The 20571-nt window shown below is 60.7% G+C and carries 18 protein-coding genes; 11 read left to right on the forward strand and 7 right to left on the reverse strand.

The annotated features are described in order from the left end of the window. Nucleotides 1-168 precede the first annotated feature (168 nt). Nucleotides 169-3036, reverse strand: coding sequence for an excinuclease ABC subunit UvrA (uvrA, locus tag PAF20_RS02330; RefSeq protein WP_271072149.1), 2868 nt, complete (start codon nucleotides 3034-3036; stop codon nucleotides 169-171). A gap of 97 nt (nucleotides 3037-3133) precedes the next feature. On the opposite strand from uvrA, the gene PAF20_RS02335 reads away from it, so the two are divergent. Next, nucleotides 3134-3484, forward strand: a complete 351-nt coding sequence (locus PAF20_RS02335) for a GFA family protein (protein WP_271072150.1) — start codon at nucleotides 3134-3136, stop codon at nucleotides 3482-3484. Nucleotides 3485-3552: 68 nt separating this feature from the next. Here the strand turns inward: PAF20_RS02335 and PAF20_RS02340 are convergent, their stop codons facing one another. Continuing rightward, nucleotides 3553-4005 (reverse strand): nucleoside deaminase, encoded by a 453-nt coding sequence (locus PAF20_RS02340; protein WP_271072151.1) that lies wholly within the window; start codon nucleotides 4003-4005, stop codon nucleotides 3553-3555. A 117-nt stretch (nucleotides 4006-4122) separates the two neighbouring features. Here PAF20_RS02340 and PAF20_RS02345 point away from each other — a divergent pair, with 117 nt between their 5' ends. Then, complete coding sequence (locus PAF20_RS02345; protein WP_271072152.1) at nucleotides 4123-5571, forward strand: pseudouridine synthase; 1449 nt, start codon at nucleotides 4123-4125, stop codon at nucleotides 5569-5571. Here PAF20_RS02345 and hemP read toward each other — a convergent pair whose 3' ends face one another. Then, the gene (gene hemP, locus PAF20_RS02350; RefSeq protein ID WP_271072153.1) at nucleotides 5572-5748 is read right to left on the reverse strand and encodes a hemin uptake protein HemP; all 177 of its coding nucleotides are present in this window, start codon (nucleotides 5746-5748) and stop codon (nucleotides 5572-5574) included. A gap of 76 nt (nucleotides 5749-5824) precedes the next feature. Continuing rightward, nucleotides 5825-6769, reverse strand: coding sequence for a zinc ABC transporter substrate-binding protein (locus PAF20_RS02355; RefSeq protein WP_271072154.1), 945 nt, complete (start codon nucleotides 6767-6769; stop codon nucleotides 5825-5827). Nucleotides 6770-6848: 79 nt separating this feature from the next. Between PAF20_RS02355 and PAF20_RS02360 the strand changes: the two genes are divergently transcribed. The 4 genes from PAF20_RS02360 to PAF20_RS02375 all read left to right on the forward strand — a co-directional run bounded on the left by PAF20_RS02360 (nucleotide 6849) and on the right by PAF20_RS02375 (nucleotide 9311). Continuing rightward, entirely contained in the window at nucleotides 6849-7328 is a 480-nt protein-coding gene (locus PAF20_RS02360; protein ID WP_271072155.1) for a Fur family transcriptional regulator, read from the forward strand. After that, a complete protein-coding gene (locus PAF20_RS02365) occupies nucleotides 7325-8104 on the forward strand; it encodes an ATP-binding cassette domain-containing protein (protein ID WP_271072156.1) in 780 nt (259 codons plus the stop codon). Before PAF20_RS02360 ends, PAF20_RS02365 begins: the two co-directional genes overlap by 4 nt. After that, complete coding sequence (locus PAF20_RS02370; protein ID WP_271072157.1) at nucleotides 8097-8885, forward strand: metal ABC transporter permease; 789 nt, start codon at nucleotides 8097-8099, stop codon at nucleotides 8883-8885. Before PAF20_RS02365 ends, PAF20_RS02370 begins: the two co-directional genes overlap by 8 nt. Before the next feature lie 189 nt (nucleotides 8886-9074). Continuing rightward, the gene (locus PAF20_RS02375; RefSeq protein WP_271072158.1) at nucleotides 9075-9311 is read left to right on the forward strand and encodes a hypothetical protein; all 237 of its coding nucleotides are present in this window, start codon (nucleotides 9075-9077) and stop codon (nucleotides 9309-9311) included. A 158-nt stretch (nucleotides 9312-9469) separates the two neighbouring features. On the opposite strand, the gene PAF20_RS02380 is transcribed toward PAF20_RS02375, so the two are convergent. From PAF20_RS02380 to PAF20_RS02390, 3 genes are all read right to left on the reverse strand, one after another. After that, nucleotides 9470-10192 carry a YjbF family lipoprotein gene (locus PAF20_RS02380; protein WP_271072159.1) on the reverse strand — a complete coding sequence of 241 codons (723 nt, stop codon included), beginning with the start codon at nucleotides 10190-10192 and terminating at the stop codon, nucleotides 9470-9472. Continuing rightward, a complete protein-coding gene (locus PAF20_RS02385) occupies nucleotides 10171-12306 on the reverse strand; it encodes a YjbH domain-containing protein (protein ID WP_271072160.1) in 2136 nt (711 codons plus the stop codon). Before PAF20_RS02385 ends, PAF20_RS02380 begins: the two co-directional genes overlap by 22 nt. A 144-nt stretch (nucleotides 12307-12450) precedes the next feature. Continuing rightward, a complete protein-coding gene (locus tag PAF20_RS02390; protein WP_271072161.1) occupies nucleotides 12451-13023 on the reverse strand; it encodes a hypothetical protein in 573 nt (190 codons plus the stop codon). Between the two features lie 263 nt (nucleotides 13024-13286). Here PAF20_RS02390 and dusB point away from each other — a divergent pair, with 263 nt between their 5' ends. The 5 genes from dusB (at nucleotide 13287) to ntrX (ending at nucleotide 20567) form a co-directional block, all read left to right on the forward strand. Beyond that, nucleotides 13287-14315, forward strand: coding sequence for a tRNA dihydrouridine synthase DusB (gene dusB / locus PAF20_RS02395; RefSeq protein ID WP_271073236.1), 1029 nt, complete (start codon nucleotides 13287-13289; stop codon nucleotides 14313-14315). Beyond that, entirely contained in the window at nucleotides 14312-15421 is a 1110-nt protein-coding gene (locus PAF20_RS02400; protein ID WP_271072162.1) for a two-component system sensor histidine kinase NtrB, read from the forward strand. Before dusB ends, PAF20_RS02400 begins: the two co-directional genes overlap by 4 nt. A gap of 5 nt (nucleotides 15422-15426) precedes the next feature. After that, nucleotides 15427-16836: a response regulator gene (locus PAF20_RS02405; protein WP_271072163.1), complete on the forward strand. Its 1410-nt coding sequence runs from the start codon at nucleotides 15427-15429 to the stop codon at nucleotides 16834-16836. 144 nt (nucleotides 16837-16980) lie between these two features. Continuing rightward, on the forward strand, nucleotides 16981-19185 hold the full coding sequence (locus tag PAF20_RS02410) for a sensor histidine kinase NtrY-like (RefSeq protein ID WP_271073237.1): 2205 nt from the start codon (nucleotides 16981-16983) through the stop codon (nucleotides 19183-19185). Continuing rightward, on the forward strand, nucleotides 19182-20567 hold the full coding sequence (ntrX, locus tag PAF20_RS02415; protein WP_271072164.1) for a nitrogen assimilation response regulator NtrX: 1386 nt from the start codon (nucleotides 19182-19184) through the stop codon (nucleotides 20565-20567). The genes PAF20_RS02410 and ntrX overlap by 4 nt, the downstream gene beginning before the upstream one ends. Nucleotides 20568-20571: the final 4 nt, after the last annotated feature.

A 20571-nucleotide genomic window follows, 5' to 3' on the forward strand; every position in this document is an offset into this window, starting at 1 on the left:
CCTTCCATTTCCCCCGGGGCAGACCAAGGGCGCGAAAACGATACGGGCAAACAGATATCCGCCCTGCATATACTAGGGCTATCGCCCCTGACGACGGTCAAACGCAAGGTGTGGCGCCGCAGGTTCCCATAGATTTGAACGAAATGCGACCTTTGCGCCGCACCCGTGTCACTTTTGCCGCACCGCCTTTTTCCGCTGTGGTACGGGCAGCATCGGGGCTAGATAACGGCCAGTGTGGCTCTGGTCCACTTCGGCAACATCCTCTGGCGTGCCGCTCGCCACGATCTGGCCGCCACCGTCACCGCCTTCCGGGCCGATGTCGATGATCCAGTCGGCTGTCTTGATGACGTCGAGATTGTGCTCGATCACGACAACCGTATTGCCTTGTTCGACAAGGTGATGCAGCACTTCCAGCAGCTTGCGCACATCTTCGAAATGCAGGCCGGTTGTCGGTTCATCAAGAATATACAAGGTCTTGCCGGTGGAAGCTCGTGACAGTTCTTTGGCCAGCTTCACCCGCTGCGCCTCGCCGCCGGACAGCGTCGTCGCCTGCTGGCCGACCTTCACATAGCCAAGGCCGACCTGCATCAGCCCATCCATCTTGCGCCGGATCGAGGGTACTGCCTTGAAGAATTCCTGAGCCTCTTCGATGGTCATGGCCAGCACATCTGCGATGGATTTGCCCTTGAACAGCACCTCAAGCGTTTCGCGGTTATAGCGCTTGCCGTGGCAGGTTTCGCATTCGACATAGACGTCGGGCAGGAAATGCATCTCGATCTTGATGACGCCGTCACCCTGACAGGCCTCGCAACGCCCGCCCTTGACGTTGAAGCTGAACCGGCCGGGCTTATAGCCGCGCGCCTTGGATTCCGGCAGGTTGGCGAACCAGTCGCGGATATGGTCGTAAGCGCCGGTATAGGTCGCCGGGTTTGACCGCGGGGTGCGGCCGATGGGACGTTGGTCGATGTCGATCACCTTGTCGAGGTTTTCCAGGCCCTTGATCGTCTCACAAGGAGCAGGGGCCTGACGTGCGCCGTTCAGCCGCTGTGATGCGGTTTTGAAAAGGGTTTCAATGGTCAGCGTGGACTTGCCGCCGCCCGACACGCCCGAGACGCAGACGAACTTGCCCAAGGGAAACTCGGCGGTCACATCCTTGAGGTTGTTGCCGGTCGCGCCGACGACGGTGACAGACTTGCCGGTACCCTTGCGGCGTTCGGCAGGTACGGCGATTTCGCGTATTCCGGCCAGATACTGCCCGGTCAGGCTGGCACTGTCCGCGGCGATTTCCTCTGGCGTGCCTTTGGCGACGACCCCGCCGCCATGCACGCCCGCGCCCGGCCCCATGTCGAACACATAATCGGCATTGCGGATCGCATCCTCGTCATGCTCCACCACGATTACCGAGTTGCCCTGATCCCGCAGCCCTTTCAGCGTGGTAATCAGCCGGTCATTGTCACGCTGATGCAACCCGATCGATGGCTCATCCAGCACATAGAGCACGCCGGTCAGCCCGCTGCCTATCTGGCTGGCCAACCGGATTCGCTGGCTTTCCCCGCCCGACAGCGTGCCCGCCGCGCGGCTGAGCGTCAGGTAATCAAGACCGACATTCACCAGAAAACCCAGCCTTTCGCGGATTTCCTTGAGGATCGCGACGGCGATTTCATTCTTCTGCTTGCTCAGATGGTTCGGGGCGTCGGTGATCCAATCGAGCGCCTCGTGAATCGATTTCTCGACGACCTGCCCGACATGGTGATCGGCAATTTTGACTGACAGCGCCTCGGGGCGGAGGCGATAGCCGTTGCAGACCTGACAGGGGCGGTTGTTCTGATACCGCTCCATCTCCTCTCGGACCCAGTTCGAGTCGCTTTCGCGCAACCGGCGCTGCATGTTGGGGATGACGCCCTCAAACTTTCGCGTGACCTCGTAGATGCGACCCGCATCGTCGAAGCGGAACTTGATTTCGTCCTTGCCGGAACCATAGAGGAACAGCTTCCTGATCTTCTCCGGCAGATCGCGCCACGGGGTTTTCTTGTCGAAGCCGTAATGCTTGGCAAGCGCGTTGATCGTTTGGGTCAGGTAAGCGGATTTCGACTTGGCCCAGGGCGCAATGGCCCCGCCCGCAATCGACAGTGCCTGATCCGGCACGACCAGATGTTCGTCGAAGAACAATTCCACCCCAAGCCCGTCGCATTCGGGGCAAGCGCCCATCGGCGCGTTAAAGGAAAACAGCCGCGGTTCGATTTCCGGCAGGGTGAAACCGCTGACCGGACAGGAGAAGTTTTCGCTGAAGGTGATACGTTCGGGGTCGCCTTCCGCCGGGGCGGTTTCCAGAATGGCGATGCCGCTGGCCAGATCGAGCGCGGTGCGCAATGAATCGGCGAGCCGGGTTTCCAAACCTTCGCGCACGACAAGACGATCGACCACCACGTCGATGTTATGGCGGTATTTCTTGTCGAGTTCCGGGGCCTCGTCGATTTCGTAAAACTCGCCATCGACTTTAACCCGCTGAAAGCCCTGTTTGCGCAGTTCGAGGAATTCTTTCTTATACTCGCCCTTCCGGTCCCGCACGATGGGGGCGAGCAGATAGCCGCGCGTTCCGTCCTCCATCGCCATGATCCGGTCGACCATGTCCTGAACCTGCTGCGCCTCGATGGGCAGTCCGGTGGCCGGGCTGTAGGGGGTGCCGACGCGGGCGAAGAGCAGGCGCAGATAATCGTAGATTTCGGTCACCGTGCCGACGGTCGAGCGCGGGTTCTTGCTGGTCGTCTTCTGCTCAATAGAAATCGCCGGGGACAGCCCGCTGATATGGTCCACATCCGGCTTGCCCGCCATGTCGAGGAACTGTCGCGCATAGGCCGACAGGCTTTCGACATAGCGGCGCTGCCCCTCGGCATAGATCGTGTCGAAGGCAAGGCTAGACTTACCTGAACCCGACAACCCGGTGATGACCACCAATTGGTCACGCGGAATATCCATATCCACGTTCTTCAGATTATGCTCGCGTGCGCCGCGAATTTCGATGAACTTCTGTTCCATGGACATGTCCCGCCGTTCTGGCCCAAGCGCATCAGATAATCATTGCGCCGCAATGCACAAGCTGACAGAACATTAACAGAACAAATGGAGGAGTGAAATGGCTGTTCAGCACTATTCCGGAAGCTGCCAATGCGGCGCAATCGCCTTTGAGGCAGAGCTTGATCTGAGCGAGGTAAATGCCTGCAACTGCTCACGCTGCCGCAGGCTTGGCAGCGTGTGGAGCTTTGTGCCTGCTGAAGCGGTGAAGGTGGTCGAGGATGGGGCGACAACGGAATTTCTGTTTAACAAGAACGCGATATCGCATCTTTTCTGTCCGGTATGCGGAATCGAGGCCTATGCGAAGGGCAAGCGGGGAGAGCAGGAGGTCTACGGGATCAACGTGAACTGTCTGGACGGCGTTGATGCGCGCAGCCTTTCGGTGACGATGATCGATGGTGCCAGCTTCTGACCGGCTTAGGGGCGCTGCCCCTCGCCGCTGGCGCGGCTCACCCCGAGGTATTTGTCCACCAAAGACGATCAGCGGCGTTTGCCGAAGAACTCTTGCAGCAGGTCGCGCGATTCGGTGGCGGAGAGGCCGTCGGTGATCTCCGGTCGGTGGTGACATTGTGGGTGGTCGAAGACCTTGGCACCATGACGCACGCCGCCCATGCGCGGATCGTTGGCACCGTAATAAAGCCGCGCAATGCGCGCGGCGGAAATGGCGGCAGCGCACATCGGGCAGGGCTCCAGCGTGACCCAGATCTGGTATCCGGGCAGGCGTTCCGAGCCTGCGATCCGACAGGCGGCACGGATAACCTCAATTTCTGCATGTGCGGTCGGGTCGCTTTTTTCGCGTGTGCGGTTGCCGCTGCTGGCGATGATATTGCCCTGAGCATCGGTTATGACCGCGCCGACCGGCACCTCGCCGCGGCCGGCTGCAGCGCGGGCTTCGTCAAGAGCGCGTGGCATATGTGAGGTGAAATCGCTCATGCCGCGTTGTGACGCGCGGCAAGGATTCTGGCAAGCGGTTGGGAAATACTTCACTTCGGCGGGCAGAGGGCGTAATCATGTGCTTTCGCCGCAGGGATGCGCCAAAGGAGAATCGCGATGACCGACCCGAAGAACCCCGAAAAACCCGCTGACGCCGACCGAATCGCCAAGGTCATGGCACGCGCCGGCGTCGCCTCTCGTCGTGAGGCGGAGCGAATGATTCTGGAAGGCCGCGTGGCGGTGAATGGGAAGAAGATCGACAGCCCGGCCCTGGATGTTCTGCCCTCGGATAAGGTGACAGTTGACGGCAAGAAGCTGGACGAACCGCAGGAAACGCGGCTGTGGCTGTATTACAAGCCGGTCGGGTTGGTGACATCTGAAAATGACGAGAAGGGGCGGCAGACGGTTTTTGATGCGCTGCCGCGTGATCTGCCGCGCGTCATGAGCGTCGGGCGGCTGGACCTGAACTCGGAAGGGTTGCTGCTGCTGACCAATGATGGCGAGTTGAAGCGGCGGCTGGAGCTTCCGGAAACCGGCTGGCTGCGGCGCTATCGTGTGCGGGTGAACGGTCAGCCCAATGATCTGACCTTCGCGCCCTTGCGGCGCGGTGTCGAGATCGACGGCGAAGAATTTGCCCCGATGGAGATCAAGCTGGACAGCCAGCAAGGTGCAAATGCCTGGCTGACGGTTGGCATTCGCGAGGGCAAGAATCGTGAGATCCGCCGGGCGATGGCCCATGTCGGGCTGCAGGTGAACCGACTGATCAGGATCGGCTATGGTCCGTTCAAACTGACCGGGATGGAGGAGAACGAGGTCAGGGAAATCAAGCGCCGCGTGCTGCGCGATCAACTGGGCGGGCTTTTGACCGGTGAGCCTGAGGAGAAGGAGCGGCCATTCCGTGCGCGTGGCGCGGATGAAGAACGTTGCGGCCCTCGCCGTGATGGGGCGCGTGATGATCTTGGTCGCGACGTGGCGCCTCGTAAATTCGGAGCGCGGTCCGACGGCAATTCACCGCGTTCGCGCGTTGGCGCGGAAGGACGTTTCCGTAAGGAGCGTGATCGTGAGGATGGGCCGAAGAAATTCGGTGCGGTCCGGCAGGACGGCAGTGGCCGGCCCCGTCGTGATGATGGTGAGCGCGGTTTGTACGAGCGCGGCGATCGGGATGGTCAAGGCCGAGGCAAGCCCAAATTCAACAAGAATGCCGCGTCAGATGGTGCTGGTAAGCGGTCGTTTGGGCGTGATCCTGATGGCGAGCGTAAGCCGCGCGGCGGCAGAGATAGAGATGCGCGAGGATCGGATGAGGGGCGTCGCGGCAAGCCTTTCGGCAGGTCAGCTGACCGCCCGCATCGCGACCGCGACGAGACGCGGGGATTTGGCGGAGGTGATGGTGGCAAGCCACGACCACGCTCTGGCTTCAAACCGCGTGGGGAGGGGCCGAAGCGCGACGGTGGACCAAAGCCGCGCGGTCGCGATGGCGGTGGCAGACCGGGTGGCGGGAAGCCGGGGGGCCGTGGCGGCCCCGCGAGATCAGGTCGCAAAGGAGGGCCCCGCCGTCCCAAGGGTTAATCATTTCGTCAGGATCAGCTTGCCCGCGCGGGTGATGCGCAAATTGTAAACCTGATCGTTCAGCACGATCAGCGCCTGATTGCCTCCGGCGGTCAGGCTTTCTGCTTCATGGGTCGGCAGATTGTTCACCGGAACAATGCCGGCGCGGACGAATTCAGCGGGACGTGTCGCGGTCATAGCGTTTCCTTTCGAGAGCTGTCGAAAGTGAAATTGCGCGACCCGCCCCGGAATGTCAAAGTGTTTTTATCGGATATTATTTCTGCATGTCAGAACAGGCTGAAATACGCTGCGAAAGCTGCCTCAGGATTTCCTGATAGAGCATTGGTCCTGCGTCTATTTTTGCTCCGTTCGGTGAAATTTCGCCGCCTGTTTGCAGGTCGGTGCCATCAATTACCGCTTCAATCATGCGTGGCGATTGCCCGGCTTCGGTTAGGGCGCAGGTTGCACCGGATCCGTCGATCATTTCGCGGACCTCTCGGATGCGCGATGCCGATGGAGCGCTTGCATCGCCGATTGAGACCGTGATCGCCGCGGGCATTCCGTAGTGATCGGTAAAATAGCCATAGGCATCGTGGAAGGTAACAAATGGCTGCTCTGTCGAGCCTGCAAGCTCGGTCGTTATCTCGGCGTCCAGCGACTCGATAGTTTCTGCTGCTGCGGCAGCATTGTCGCGATAGGTCTCGGCGTTTTCGGGATCCATCTGGGCGAGGCGTTCGGCAATAAGTGTAAGCCATAGTTGGCCGTTTTTCGGATCGAGCCACGCGTGCGGGTCGGTTCCGGTGTGTTCGTGCCCGTCCTCGTGATCATGATGATGATCTTCGCCTTCGTGATCCTCATCCGTGTGGCTGTGATCGTCCTCACTGCTGCCGAATTGGCGCAGGTGCGTGCCAGGCTGGTGTAGCAACTGCATTTGCCGATCGGCACCCAGCGTATTGGCTGCGTCAGCCAGCCAGATCGTCATTTCCGGACCGATCCAGACCAGAAGGTCAGTATCCTGCAGGGCTTTGGCCTGACTCGGGCGAAGCTGAAAGTCATGGGGATCGCTTTGTGCATCAAGCAGTGAATCGACATTGCGTTCGTTGCCCATCACCTGCTGAACGAGAGAGGCAGTGACCGGCATGTCGGTCAAAACCTGAGGTGCCTCTGCCAGGGCGTGGGCAGGCGTGAAGGCCAGACCCATCAGAAAATATGCGCGCATTTCTGCTCCATTCCTTGTGAAACGCGGGAAGACATGTATGTAATAACATAACAAGTCAACCCGAATGTGATAATATAACATGATCAGGATCTTTGAGCGCCACGATCACGGCGAATGTGCCAGCACCGCCTTGGCGCGGGCCGAAGAGGTAAGCGAGGCCCAGGGGCTGCGCCTGACCCCGGTGCGCCGCAGGGTGCTGGAAATTCTTCTGGAGAGACACCGTGCCTTCGGCGCCTATGAGGTATTGGAGAGGCTGGCGGCCGAAGGGCTGGGCAAACAGCCCCCCGTCGCCTATCGCGCGCTGGAGTTTCTTGTCGAGAATGGGCTTGCCCATCGCATCCAGCGTCTCAATGCCTTTACAGCGTGCCAGGCCAGCCATGCGGACGGTGCAGCGCCTGCATTTCTGATCTGCCGGGGATGCCAGGCTGTTGCCGAGATGGATGCAGTCGATCTGCGCGCCGAACTGTCCGACATCGCAATGGAAGCGGGCTTTGCCGTTGAGCGGACAACGATTGAGGCGCTCGGGCTTTGCGCCCGCTGCGCCCGTGGTGACGCATGAACGTCGCCAAGCTTGCTCCAGTCGTCGAAGCGCAGAAGCTCACGGTACGGCATAAGGATTCAGAGAGCTATATTCTCAATGACGTTAACCTGACGATCATGCCGGGGGAAATCGTGACAGTGGTGGGGCCAAACGGTTCTGGCAAGTCGACGCTGGTTCGAGCCATTCTCGGTCATGTGAAGACAGCGCGTGGCACCGTTACGCGTCAATCCGGCCTGCGAATCGGCTATGTTCCGCAGCGCGTTCATATTGATGACCGCATTCCGATGACCGTGCGGCGCTTTTTATCCTTGCCCGATAGGGTTGGTGATGCGGACGCGGCGGCGGTGTTGGCGCGAACGGGTGCCGCCGGATTGCAGAACCGGCAGATCACGCGGCTGTCCGGCGGGCAGTTTCAGCGCGTATTGCTGGCGCGTGCGCTGTTGCACGAGCCCCAGCTTCTGGTGCTGGATGAGCCGACGCAGGGCTTGGATCAGCCGGGTATCGTCGAGTTTTATCAGCTCATCGAGGATATACGGCGTGAAACCGGAACCGCGATCCTTATGGTCAGCCATGATCTGCTGGTCGTCATGCGTGCCTCGGATCAGGTGATATGCCTTAACGGGCATGTCTGCTGCCACGGCACGCCGCAGGCCGTCAGCGCAGCCCCGGAATATCAGGCGCTGTTCGGTGCGGAATCTGCACAGACGCTGGCATTGTATCGCCATCACCATGACCATAGTCACGATGGGGCGGGTGCGTCGCATACTCACGATCACGGACATCACCATGTTTGACGATTTTCTGATTCGCGCAGTTCTGGCCGGTCTGGGGGTCGTTCTTGCCGCCGGGCCGCTGGGTTGTTTCGTGGTTTGGCGCCGCATGGCCTATTTCGGGGATGCGACGGCTCATGCGGCAATATTGGGCGTGGCGCTGAGCATTGCGATCGGCGGGCCGGTCTATATCGGAACCCTGCTTGTTGCGCTTGCGATGGGCTGGCTGGTGGCACATCTCGCCGGAAGAGGAGAGGCGATTGACACCGCGCTTGGTGTGTTGGCGCATGGTGCGCTTGCCTTTGGTCTGATCGCCGCCAGCTTCGTTCCGGGGCTGCGAACCGACCTGAACAGCTGGCTGTTCGGCGATATACTGATGGTGCAGCCGGTCGACCTTCTCTGGGTCTGGGGCGGTGCCGGTCTGGTTGTGGGACTGTTGTATCTGCGGTGGAATCGCATGATCACTGCGACCGTCAATGAAGAACTTGCGATGGCCTCTGGTGTTTCGCCTGACCGTGAAAGACTGATTCTCACACTGGCGATGGCGGTTACGGTCGCGGTTTCGATTCGTGTCGTCGGGGCGCTTTTGGTTTCAGCGCTGCTTGTGATTCCTGCGGCCTCTGCCCGTGGATTCGCGCGCGGACCAGAGCAAATGGCGATCCTTTCGACTGTTATCGGGGCTGGTGCGGTCGTTCTCGGCCTTGCAACCAGTCTTTATGCCGATACACCCGCAGGGCCCTCTATTATTGGGGCTGCAACTGTTGTATTCCTTGTTGGGCTGGTGTTTCGGCGGGGTTCCGCCTGATGTGGGACACCCTTGGCCGAGCTTTGCGCAGGCAGGAACTGGCCGATGTGGAGCGTGTTGTGAAATATGCAACAGTTAACGCAAAGCCGCCGGGGATTTGATTTAATCCGACTTTCAAAGCCAATCAGTTTGTGAGACTGTCGCTCCGATGCTGCTGCTATCAGTAGCTTTCACAAGACCAAACGGAGCATGATCATGACCAAATTTGCTACCTTCGCCCTGGCCCTCGGCCTGACCACCTCCACCGCTCTGGCCGGCGGCTATGTCGAGCCGATCGTGGAAGTCGAGCCTGTTGTTGTTGACGCTGGCCCGTCGCCTTCGTCGAACGCTGGCCTGGTTGTCCCGGCCCTGCTGCTGCTGGGCGTTATCGCCGCTGTCGCTTCGGATGACGATGACGACGACGACGACGACACCACTGCCGAATAATCATCGTCCGCTAGGACTTGATTTGAGGGGTTGGCTTTCGCCAGCCCCTTTTCATATTGTGAGCAGCTTACGATGTTTCGGCCGTAGTTACGATCCAAACAAAGAAAAGCCCGGCAATACATGGCCGGGCTGCTCTCTTAGCTTTTGTGCCGATCGGCTCAGGGCCGGATCGTCTGGATCGTGGCATAGCCCAGTTCCGGGCTGATCCATTGCCGCGAGATGGGGATTTGGCCCGAAGAGGTCACGAGGTAAGAGTTCTGAACTTCTACACCCCCGCCCTGACAGGCCTCGACCACCTGCGTCGCGCTCCAACCCGTTCCCGCGAAAGAGAAGTTCTGCCCTTCGCCCAATGCGACCGTGCAATTCAGGTTGAGCGGGCGCTCCACGCTGTCTCCTCCGATATAGCGGTTGACGCGGGTGGATTGTCCCGCACGGCGAGAACGGATCAGTGAGGCCGAGTTGCTGGCCTCTGCGACGGACAGGTCATGCCCAAGACCCTTCGTGCCAATCAATATGCCGCCGCGCATGATCAGCGCCTGTTCGTTCGTGGTCATATAGGTGCGCATCCCACCATTCTCGCCGGTCATGGCCATGACCTGCGTCGCGCCTGTGCTTTCCAGCGTAACCAATAGAAGCGGTGCCGGGTTAGCGGCAAGTGCGCGGGCGGCCATCTGTTCAGGCGACAGAGGCGCCGGTTGCTGGGCCTCTGCGTCACTGCCGCCGGTCACGCGCGCAGCGACCGGGGCGGCCGCCTGACGCAGCTGCCCCAGGATCGAACTGCCACCTTCAGGATCGGAGGTTCCGCAGGCCGAAAGCAGGACCGCAGCCGCCAGTGTCGAGGCTGTTTTCAGCATATTGGTCATCGCCAGAATTTCCCCCATCCGTCATAGAGATTGCCGGTATGGCTTTCGCGGACTTTATCATAAAGCCGACCATCCACGCGCAGGCGCGAACCGCCATCACGCGACAGTGAGCGTATCGTGCCACCTACGCGGTTCGTCGAGGGCTGGCCGGTGGCCCAGCTGACCGGAATGGACAGCCGGACACCTTTGTCGAAGGAGCCTTCGCCAAATTCCTCTTCGCTCATATCGGTTTTCGTGGCGTAGGCCCCAACGCGCCAGCCGTTTTCAAATTCGCGATTGATTTCGACCGTAGCACCTTTGTCGCCGGCGAGGTATTTGCCGATATCGACCTGCCCCCAGATACCGCCGCCGAAGTCGTAATAAGCGGATACATGGCCGGTCGTAACCTCATAGTCGCGGAAGCTGAACAACTGATCGAAGTCGCGCTTGCGCACCCTGTTCACCTCGGCACCCAGGGCAAGCCTGGAATCGACGGGCTTCCACAAGACTTCAGCCGAAACACCACCATAGGCACGTTCAAGCAAGCCAACTGTTACGCGGGTGTAAACCTGCTGTGTGGGTTTGGTGTACCAGGCCAGCGTAAGCCTCGGGATGACCGGGTCATTGTTGCCCGAGTACATTCGCCCGTCGGAACGCACGCGCGGAACGCCGAATTCGTTCACATCGGTCCCGAGCTCATCATATTCCTCGGGTGTCAGGCCGCCGCCTGGCGCTTCCTGCTCTGTCGTGCCGAAAAGGCGCTGCCGGATGGTGCCGGACAGGATCAGGCCCGGAACGATCTCATATCGCGCGCTCGCAGTCGCCCCGACCTCATAGCGATAAGGCTCATCGGGGTCGAAAAGGCTAACTGAGGCATAGGGTTTGATACCCCAGCTAAACTTCGGATAAAGACCCGGCGTGGCGACCAAAGCTGCGTCGCGCTGCGGTGCATCGACGATTTCGGCCCTTTGCGCGATATGTGCAGCGGCGGTGTTTTCCAGCTGCTCGACATCCGAGCGGCGCAGCACCACCGAGGAAGCCGGCATCCCGTTTTCCATCGAGGTGATCACGAAGGTCTCAACCGATGGGGGCAGGGCACGGGTCATCAGACGCGCCGTGCGCCCGATCGCTTCAGCCTGCGACAGATAGCGCCGGTTGTCGATACGCACCTCGGCCCGGTTGGCTGACAGCGCCATTGATTGCAATTCCTGCCCTTCGTTATCCAGAGCCTTTGCAAGCGCGTTCTGGATGACCGGATGTGCCGTTGCATCTGCCGTCCACGCGCCCGACCAGCCTTCAGGGTCCGCATTGCGTGCAGGACGCGGACGGACCGGTGCCGGGGCGGGCTCAAGCCCGGACGGGAAAGGGGAGTTGCGGGCATTCAGTGCGACAGAGCCGCGAATGCCGAACACATTGCCACCTACAGTATATGCCCCAATCTGATAGGTTTCGCCAATGCGGTAGTTCACACCAAGGTTGATCTTGCCGTCGGGTTCCTCGGCGCCGCCGTTCACCTCTGGCTCATAGTCGTCATAGGAATACTCAGCCAGCACCGACAGGCTGTCCGTCGCCTGCCACTCGACAGATGCAAAGGGTTTCGCGGTACCCGTAAACCAGTCGTCGACATTCGGTTTACCGCCCTCGTCCCCATATTCGGTTTGCCGCCATGCACCGGCCAGACGGCCCCAGCCGACGCCGCCCGACACACGCAGGCGCGGCGAAATGGTCTTTGTCGCAACCAGGTATTCGCCGGAATAGACGCCCGTGCCCATGAAATCGCGCAAACCCACCGCGACAGAGGGCTGCCAACCCTCATTCTCGTTCAACAGCTTGAACTGCATGTCAAAGCTGCGGTCTTTCAGCGAATCCCGTTGCGGGTCGAGGCCGTCGATCTGCGAATAGCGCAAGGCGGCCGTCAGGCGCGGCACCGGTTGAAAGCTAAGCGTCACACGCCGGCCATAGTCGCTTTGGCTGACGGTGGCAGACAACTCCCCCTCCGGCGGGGAGTTTGCGCTTGGCGTGTCGATCACGCCGGGCATGCCATAGCTGTTCAGCGTCTGAGCGAAGGTGGGCGATCCAACCCCTAGGGCGCTGACCGAGATCGTCAGAAGCGCTGTCGAGGCGAGAAGCACGGGGCTTATTCGGCTGTGCATGTATTCGTCCTTGGCGATAGGTTCGCGCGACTATAGGTGGCGGCGCGGCTTACGCCAATGCCGTCGCGCATTGGGGCGGCAGGTTTCCGCCCCGGTGTTGCGCATATGCCGGACGCAGGAAGCGTCCGGAATTTGCCGGCTGGATCAGCCCTGTTCGGCAGCGCCGTCTGCGGCTTCGGTGCTTGCCGCTGCCTCTGCCGGCATGGCGCAGCCCTGTTCGCGGCGCGAGCCGACACGAAGCAATGCTGTCATCGGGAACGTTTCACCTGACATGCTGTCGGTGCATTCGGCACTGCGGATATTCAGCGCAAACACGGAACCGCCCCATTCGCCGATATACTCGACACCTTGGCGATACACGATCCGGTTCACGGCGACATTTGTGCCGGACTGGTTCTCTGGCGTCTGGTAATTCGCTGTTCCACCGGCGACATCCACGCGCCAGAACGGCTCGTTTCCGCGGGCCATGAAGCCGGTGGCGTTCAGCGTCCGGGCTTCGGCGGTGGCAACCTGCGCGCGCTCGCCCTCTACCTCGACGGGGACGTCGTTGGGCGAAACGGAAGGTGCGACAAGCGGCGTCTGCATCGGATCTGCCGGTGCCGGTGCTGGCTCGACCTCTTCGGGCTGGTCCCAGGGCATGCGGAAATCCTGCAGGGCCTGCTCATCACAGGCGGCAAGGCCTAGCGGCAAAAGCGCCACGGCGTAGCGGAGTTTCATCGGTCTGTCCTTCGTTTTGGATCCGTTATATGCGGTTCTTCTGGCGGGTTTCGCCTGCCATAGCGCAATCCATACATATGCAGCAAGCACCGCGCCAGCCATGCACCCGAATGCGTCGATCGGGTATTGCCTTCTTTTTGTGCCGGATCGGCTATAATGCCTACAAAATGGGCAGAAACGCGATTATCGAGGGCCTGTGATGGCGCAAACTGCTTTAGAAACTCGCAACTGCGCCAATCAGAGGCGTTAAGGTGTCGATGATGATGATAAAAGAAAAACGACCCATGCAACCGATCAGCCTCGGCGAGATCACGCTTACGGTGCCGGTGTTTCTGGCGCCGATGGCCGGGATCACCGATCTTCCGTTCCGGCGTATGGTTGCGCGTTTCGGGGCGGGGCTTGTGGTGTCAGAGATGGTCGCCTCAACCGAGATGGTCACCAGCCGCCCGTCCCCGAGGGCATCGGTTCGTGCCCGCGCGCTGACCGAGGGCGGAACACCCGTTTCTGTTCAGATTGCGGGACGCGAGGCCGCACCGATGGCCGAAACGGCCCGGATCGTCGCGGGTATGGGGGCAAAGGTCATCGACATCAACATGGGCTGTCCTGCCAAAAAGGTGACGGGCGGGCTGTCGGGTGCGGCACTGATGCGCGATCTGGATCATGCACTGAGCCTTGTCGATGCGGTGGTCGGCGCTGTCGACCTGCCTGTCACGCTGAAAATGAGGCTCGGTTGGGACAGCGATTGCTTGAACGCGCCTGAACTGTCGCGTCGGGCAAGCGATGCAGGGGTCAGGATGTTGACCGTCCACGGACGGACCCGGTCGCAATTTTATACCGGGCAGGCGGACTGGGCCGCGATCAGAAGCGTTGCAAACCTGCCCGATCGACCCCCGTTGGTTGCCAATGGCGATATTCGCGATGCTGGCAGTGCGCTTGCAGCGCTGCGTGCATCCGGGGCAAATGCAGTGATGATCGGGCGCGCTGCTCAGGGCGCACCGTGGAAGCTTGCGGAAATCGCCCACAAGCTGCATGGCACGCCCGCACCGATGATCCCGACGGGTGCTGCGCTGTCGGACCTCGTCTCGGAACATTATGAGGAGATGATTTCCTTCTACGGTGCCGAGGTTGGCCTGCGGGTCGCGCGCAAACATCTTGGTTGGTATGCCGAGGCCAATGGCGTGGCGCATCACAAGCAATTGCTGTTTCGCGCGGCAAGCCCGTCGGAGACGCTGCGAGCGATAGGCGATGTTTTTCAGGACGCTGTCGGCGCGCAGGCCGGGGCTGCCGCATGAACTTCGCCGCAAACTTCGCCCCCGGTCCCTGCTTTGACGCTTTGCCACTGCCCGGCCTTATGCTGGATGATGGTCTGCGGCTGGTCGGGCTGAACGATGCGGCAGAGCTGTGGCTGAACCTCTCACGGCGCAGTGCGCTTGGCCACAAGCTGGATGATGAGATGATCCAGTCACGAATGCGTATCGCGCCGGACATCGCGCCGCTGATCCGGCGCGTTCATGACAATCACGGCCCGGTCGGTCAGCCACGGGTACGGTTCGAACTTGGCGATCGAGCGGGCAGCCACCAGCCGCGCTTCGGTGACCTGCACCTTGGCGCAGCCCCGGACAGCCTTCCGGGCGGGGTGATCGTCCTTATCGCGCCGACCGATGCAGCCGAGGTGATGGAGCCGGGCCACGCCGCCCGCAAGGCCGCGCGTCAGGCCATCGGAATGGCTGAAATGCTGGCCCATGAGATCAAGAATCCTTTGTCGGGCATCCGGGGCGCAGCCCAGCTTTTGTCGATGAATGTCGGTGATGAAGATCGGGAGTTCACGGATCTGATCGTGACGGAATCGCGCCGTATCGTTGCGCTTCTCGACCAAGTCGAACGCTTTGGCGACACGACTGCCCCGAACCTGAAAACGGTCAACCTTCACGATATTCTCGAGCGAGCGCGACGCTCTGCCGAGCTTGGTTTTGCCCGGAATCTGGAAGTCATAACCGAATACGACCCTTCGCTGCCCGATGCTTTGGGCGATGATGACCAGCTGATGCAGGTTGCGCTGAACCTGTTGAAAAACGCGGCAGAGGTGTTGGAAAAGGGCGTTGGCGGTCGGACGATCCGCATCCGCACCTTCTATGATGGTGCGTTGCGGCTTGGTCCGACGCCCGATTTCCCGCGCGGTCGAAAGCTGCCGCTGCAAATAGAAATTGAAGATGATGGGCCGGGCATCCCGGATGCCATCTCTGCCCAGATATTCGAGCCATTCGTTTCGGGGCGCGAGAACGGGACCGGGCTGGGCCTCGCGCTCGTGTCCAAAATAGTGACGGACCACGGCGGCTGGCTGCGCGTAGATTCGCGCCCCGGTCGCACCATTTTCCGATTTTCATTACCGAAGGCCTGACACTCATGGACGGAACCATTCTGATTGCCGATGACGACCGCAGCATTCGCACGGTCCTGACGCAGGCACTGACCCGTGCCGGGTGCCGCGTACATGCGACTGGCAGCCTTCAGCAATTGCTGAAATGGGTCGAGGAAGGGCGCGGCGATCTGGTCGTGACCGATGTGATGATGCCTGACGGCAACGGCATCGACACAATTCCGGCCATCCGCAGGGCACGTCCGGAAATGCCGGTTATCGTGATCTCGGCGCAAAACACCATTGTCACGGCGATACGCGCAACCGAGGCCGCCGCCTTTGACTATCTTCCCAAGCCGTTCGATCTGCCGGACCTGCTGTCGCGCTCTCGCGAGGCGTTGTCGCGGCGTCCCCGCAAGGCCGATCTCAGCGTCGACGAAAGCAAAATCGCCATCCCCACTCCGGCGGGGCGAGAGCCGGAAATTCCCCTGATCGGTCACGCCGCGCCGATGCAGGCATTGTTCCGGCTGGTGGCAAAGGTTTTGAATGCCGATCTGCCGGTCATGGTAACCGGACAGGCTGGTGTCGGGAAAACCACGATTGCCAAGTCGCTGCACGAGTTATCCGAACGCAGCGCCAGCCCGCTGGTGGTGCTTACCCCTGCGGACGGGGATTCCGCTTCCCTGGCGCGCGCATTGCAGGATTCGCGCGGTGGCACCCTGCTGGTCGAAAACCCGGCAGGGTTTGACCCCGCTGCGCAGACGCGGCTGCTGGCGCTGTTGGAACAATCAGACGGTGCGGACGATGCGCCCCGGCTTGTATCGACGGCGGGACCGGATCCGCAAAGCGACATGGATGAGGGTCGCTTGCGTGCCGACCTGTTCTATCGCTTGGCGGGCGCAACCATCGCCGTGCCGCCTCTGGGCTCTCGTCGCGATGATATTCCGGCTCTGGCGAAGCACCTGATGGCGCGTGCCGCCGCGCAGGGACTGGCAGAAAGGCCGCTGAGCGATGCGGTCCTGTCCGAACTGCGCAGCCTCGACTACCCGGGCAATGTGCGGCAACTGGAGAACCTTCTGCGTCGGCTTGCCCTGACCGGATCTGGTCCGGTGACGCCGGAAGAGCTGCGCGATCTGCCCGGTCAGCCGCCACAGCAGGCCCCTTCGGATTCGAGACCTGCGGCACCGCGCGGCACGGGAAACCCCGGCCAGCTTTCCGCCTCTGTCGCGGATCATTTGCAGCGATATTTCGATTTGCACGGAGACGAGCTGCCGCCGCCTGGCCTCTACGAACGTGTTCTGCGTGAGATCGAGGTTCCGCTGCTGGAAATCGCGCTTGACGCGACTGGGGGCAACCAATTGAAATGCGCGGAATTGCTGGGAATTAACCGCAATACGCTACGCAAGAAACTGAGCGATCTGAATATTCAGGTGACACGCCGCCGTCGCGTGATGTAAAACGGTCACAGCGGCGCGAAATCCGTCGCGTTTGCGCAACAAGACGCCGCCGGTAAGCGGCGCAGGATCGAGCAGAACGAGTTCATGTCAGCACCTGGACTGACATCATTACGCGGTGGCCAACTGGCCGACAAAGTGGCCCGTATGATCGCGCGCCGCCGCCTCCGGACGGGGCTGACGCTGGCGCTTGTCGCGGCAGCGCCGGTGCTGGCGATTTTTACCGTTATCGTATTGGGCAAAGTCGGCGTGACAGGTGGTTCACGGTTGCTGAGCCTCGCCCTGGTGCTGGATTTCGTCTACCTTCTGCTGGTTCTGGGGCTTGTGCTGATGCGCGTTGCTCAGATTGCTGCAGCGCGAAAACGCTCCAGTGCCGGGTCGCGACTTCATGCGCGGCTTGTCGGCATCTTTGCGCTGATCGCGATGGTGCCAACCGTGCTGGTCGCGCTTTTCGCTGGCGTCGTTATCAATATCGGATTGGAGGGCTGGTTCTCTGATCGCGTGAAAGAGGTGGTGACAAACGCGCAATCAGCCGCCGTCGCATACGAGACCGAACACAGCGATGATCTGACGGTCGATGCAAGCAGCATCGCCGAGGCGCTGCGAGAGTCCGCGCGCGCCGATCCGCTGATAAACGACGGTGATCTTCGCGTGATCCTGACCGCGCAGCAGAACCTCATTCAGCGCGGTCTGCGCGAAGCCTATGTGATCGATGCAGCCGGTGAAATCCACGCGCGCGGTGAGCGGTCCTATTACTTCTGGTATGTGGAGCCAACGCCCGAACAGTTCGACAAGGCCCGTTCCGATGGTGTCGTTCTGATCGAAGATTGGGATCAGAATTCTTTCCGCGCATTGGTCGCGCTGCCGCCGCTTGCCGACCGCTTCCTCTATGTCTCGCGCGAGGTGGATGGCCGCTTGCTGGGCCTGCTGGACGATACGCGCGAAACGATCGGTGAATACCGAGAGCTTGAGAAGGACCGGGGCAGGGTCCTGCTGGAGTTCTCTCTGGTGTATCTGGGCTTCGCGCTGTTGCTTGTCGGCGCGGCGATGTGGCTGGCGCTTTGGTTCGCGGAAAGGCTTTCCCGGCCAATCGGCAGGCTTGCGGAGGCATCCGAACGTGTCGGTGAAGGCGATCTTGATTTGCAAATACCCGAGGCCGATACCGGCGACGAAATCCAGACGCTTGGCCAGTCGTTCAACCGCATGACCCGCCAGCTGAAGGCACAGCGGGAAGAACTGGTCGAAAGCCACCGCGACAGTGACGAAAGGCGGCGGCTGTTCGACTCGGTTCTGTCCAGCGTCACCTCTGGCGTGATCGGGCTGGATGAAGACGGCGATGTTGACTTCCTGAACCGATCTGCCGCCCGCATGGTCGGCGTGGATCCGGCGCGTGATCATGACCGCCCGCTGTCCGAGGTCGTTCCGGAATTTGCGCCGCTGCTGGAACGTCTGTCAGGTTCTGTCGCGGAATCCGTTCAGGATGAAATCCGGCTGGTGCGTGAAACGCGGATGGAGAGCCTGCTGGTGCGCATGGCGGTGCGGCATGGCATAGATGGCGGGCTGGAGGGCTATGTTGTCGCCTTCGACGATGTAACGGAACTGGTCAGCGCGCAGCGTATGGCTGCATGGGGTGATGTCGCACGCCGCGTTGCCCATGAGATCAAGAACCCGCTGACGCCGATCCAGCTTTCGGCAGAGCGTTTGCGCCGCAAGTTCAACAAGATCGCCGTTGATGAGGCAGAGCGTGAGAGTGTCGATTCCTACGTCGATGTCATTATCCGCCAGACCAATGACTTGCGCCGGATCATTGATGACTTCTCGCGCTTCGCGCGCATGCCCGAACCCGACCGCAGAGAGACCGATATAGCCAAGCTTCTGCGCGATACGCTGCTTCTGCAGCAAGATGCGGTAAAGGCGGAACTTGTGTCCGATATTCCAGCCGATCCGGTGCGGATCGACTGCGACGCAACGATGATGGCGCAGGTGTTCACCAATCTGATCAAGAACGCTGCCGAAGCCATTGATGACTACCGGGAAGACGCGCCCGAAGGCTGGCGACCCGAAATCCAGGTAGCTCTGACCGAGAACCCCGATGCGGTGACGATCTCCATCGCAGATAATGGTCACGGCCTGCCCGAAGACCGCTCAAGACTGTTTGAGCCCTATGTGACCCTGAAAAAAGGCGGGACCGGCCTTGGCCTGCCTATCGTGAAGAAGATCGTTGAAGAGCACGGCGGCAGCTTCATCCTTACCGATGCGCCCCAGCGTGGCGCCCTTGCCGAGTTGCGGCTGCCCCGTGAACGCAATCCCGTGCGTATTGCACGCAAAAACAAAGAGCAGGACCAGATATGAGTGACATTCTGATCGTTGACGACGAAAAGGATATCCGAGAGCTGATCGCGGACATCCTGGAAGATGAAGGCTTTTCGACCCGGACAGCGGCAAATTCGGACGATGCGATAGAGGCGCTGAATGATGCAGAACCCGCGCTGATGATCCTTGATATCTGGCTGAAAGACAGCCGGATGGACGGCATCGATATCCTCAAGCAGGTAAAGCGCAACAATCCCGATGTGCCTGTCATCATCATATCCGGACACGGCAATATTGAAATTGCGGTCGCTGCCATCCGGCAGGGGGCCTATGACTTCATCGAAAAGCCTTTCAACATCGACCAGCTCATGGTGGTCATCAATCGCGCGATGGAAACCAACAGGCTGCGCCGCGAAAATGCGCAACTGCGCCGGGGCGAGGTCAAGGCGGCGGACATGCTGGGAAACTCTGCCTCTTTCAAGCGGATGCGCGACCAGCTGGACAAGCTGGCGAAATCGAATGGCCGGGTCATGCTGTCGGGAGAGCCGGGCGCGGGCAAGGAACTCGCCGCGCGCTATATCCATGCCCAAAGCCCACGCGCTAGCGCGCCCTTCATCGTCGTTCCCTGCGCGACAATCGAACCCGAACGCATGGAAGAGGTTTTGTTTGGCCGTGAAAGCCCGGACCGCGGCATTGAACCCGGCCTGCTGGAACAGGCGCATGGCGGGGTGATCTATTTCGACGAGGTGGCCGATATGCCCGTCGGCACGCAGCCCAAGATCCTGCGTGTCCTGACTGAACAGCAATTCGCTCGTGCGGGCGGATCAGACAAGGTGCGCGTAGATCTGCGGGTCATTTCTTCAACCAATCGCGATCTGCCTGCTGAAATCGCCGCTGGCCGCTTCCGTCAGGAACTTTTCGACCGGCTGAACGTCGTGCCGCTTGCGATCCCGTCGCTTGCCGAAAGGCGAGAGGATATTCCGATGCTCGCGGCCCATTTCGCCCAGCAATTCCACGAAGAACAGGGCCTGCCGCTTCGCGATATCGGTGAGGACAGCTCGAACGCGCTTCAGGCGATGGAATGGCCTGGCAATATCCGCCAGCTTCGCAATGTGATAGAGCGGGTGCTGATCCTCGCAGAAGATACCGGGCCGATCACCCCGGCGGAGCTGCAAGGACAATCAGCCGAGGGCGAAGGTGCCGATACGTTGACTCTTGGCCCCCGCATCACCGCACTTCCCTTGCGCGAAGCGCGAGAGCTTTTCGAGCGCGAATATCTGGTCAACCAGATCAATCGCTTTGGCGGAAATATCAGCCGCACCGCGCAATTCGTCGGGATGGAACGCAGCGCCCTTCACCGCAAGCTGAAATCGCTTGGCGTTGTCGGTGGTCGAGCCGTTGAGGAAGAAGAGAACGCCTGAACAG

The organism is Paracoccus albus (assembly GCF_027913035.1).
Lineage (GTDB): Bacteria > Pseudomonadota > Alphaproteobacteria > Rhodobacterales > Rhodobacteraceae > Paracoccus > Paracoccus albus.

Bases quoted from the DNA above. Each gene is read 5' to 3' on its own strand.
- uvrA (WP_271072149.1), bottom strand. From the start codon at position 3,036: ATGGAACAGAAGTTCATCGAAATTCGCGGCGCACGCGAGCATAATCTG.
- PAF20_RS02335 (WP_271072150.1), top strand. From the start codon at position 3,134: ATGGCTGTTCAGCACTATTCCGGAAGCTGCCAATGCGGCGCAATCGCC.
- PAF20_RS02340 (WP_271072151.1), bottom strand. From the start codon at position 4,005: ATGAGCGATTTCACCTCACATATGCCACGCGCTCTTGACGAAGCCCGC.
- PAF20_RS02345 (WP_271072152.1), top strand. From the start codon at position 4,123: ATGACCGACCCGAAGAACCCCGAAAAACCCGCTGACGCCGACCGAATC.
- hemP (WP_271072153.1), bottom strand. From the start codon at position 5,748: ATGACCGCGACACGTCCCGCTGAATTCGTCCGCGCCGGCATTGTTCCG.
- PAF20_RS02355 (WP_271072154.1), bottom strand. From the start codon at position 6,769: ATGCGCGCATATTTTCTGATGGGTCTGGCCTTCACGCCTGCCCACGCC.
- PAF20_RS02360 (WP_271072155.1), top strand. From the start codon at position 6,849: ATGATCAGGATCTTTGAGCGCCACGATCACGGCGAATGTGCCAGCACC.
- PAF20_RS02365 (WP_271072156.1), top strand. From the start codon at position 7,325: ATGAACGTCGCCAAGCTTGCTCCAGTCGTCGAAGCGCAGAAGCTCACG.
- PAF20_RS02370 (WP_271072157.1), top strand. From the start codon at position 8,097: ATGTTTGACGATTTTCTGATTCGCGCAGTTCTGGCCGGTCTGGGGGTC.
- PAF20_RS02375 (WP_271072158.1), top strand. From the start codon at position 9,075: ATGATCATGACCAAATTTGCTACCTTCGCCCTGGCCCTCGGCCTGACC.
- PAF20_RS02380 (WP_271072159.1), bottom strand. From the start codon at position 10,192: ATGGGGGAAATTCTGGCGATGACCAATATGCTGAAAACAGCCTCGACA.
- PAF20_RS02385 (WP_271072160.1), bottom strand. From the start codon at position 12,306: ATGCACAGCCGAATAAGCCCCGTGCTTCTCGCCTCGACAGCGCTTCTG.
- PAF20_RS02390 (WP_271072161.1), bottom strand. From the start codon at position 13,023: ATGAAACTCCGCTACGCCGTGGCGCTTTTGCCGCTAGGCCTTGCCGCC.
- dusB (WP_271073236.1), top strand. From the start codon at position 13,287: ATGATAAAAGAAAAACGACCCATGCAACCGATCAGCCTCGGCGAGATC.
- PAF20_RS02400 (WP_271072162.1), top strand. From the start codon at position 14,312: ATGAACTTCGCCGCAAACTTCGCCCCCGGTCCCTGCTTTGACGCTTTG.
- PAF20_RS02405 (WP_271072163.1), top strand. From the start codon at position 15,427: ATGGACGGAACCATTCTGATTGCCGATGACGACCGCAGCATTCGCACG.
- PAF20_RS02410 (WP_271073237.1), top strand. From the start codon at position 16,981: ATGATCGCGCGCCGCCGCCTCCGGACGGGGCTGACGCTGGCGCTTGTC.
- ntrX (WP_271072164.1), top strand. From the start codon at position 19,182: ATGAGTGACATTCTGATCGTTGACGACGAAAAGGATATCCGAGAGCTG.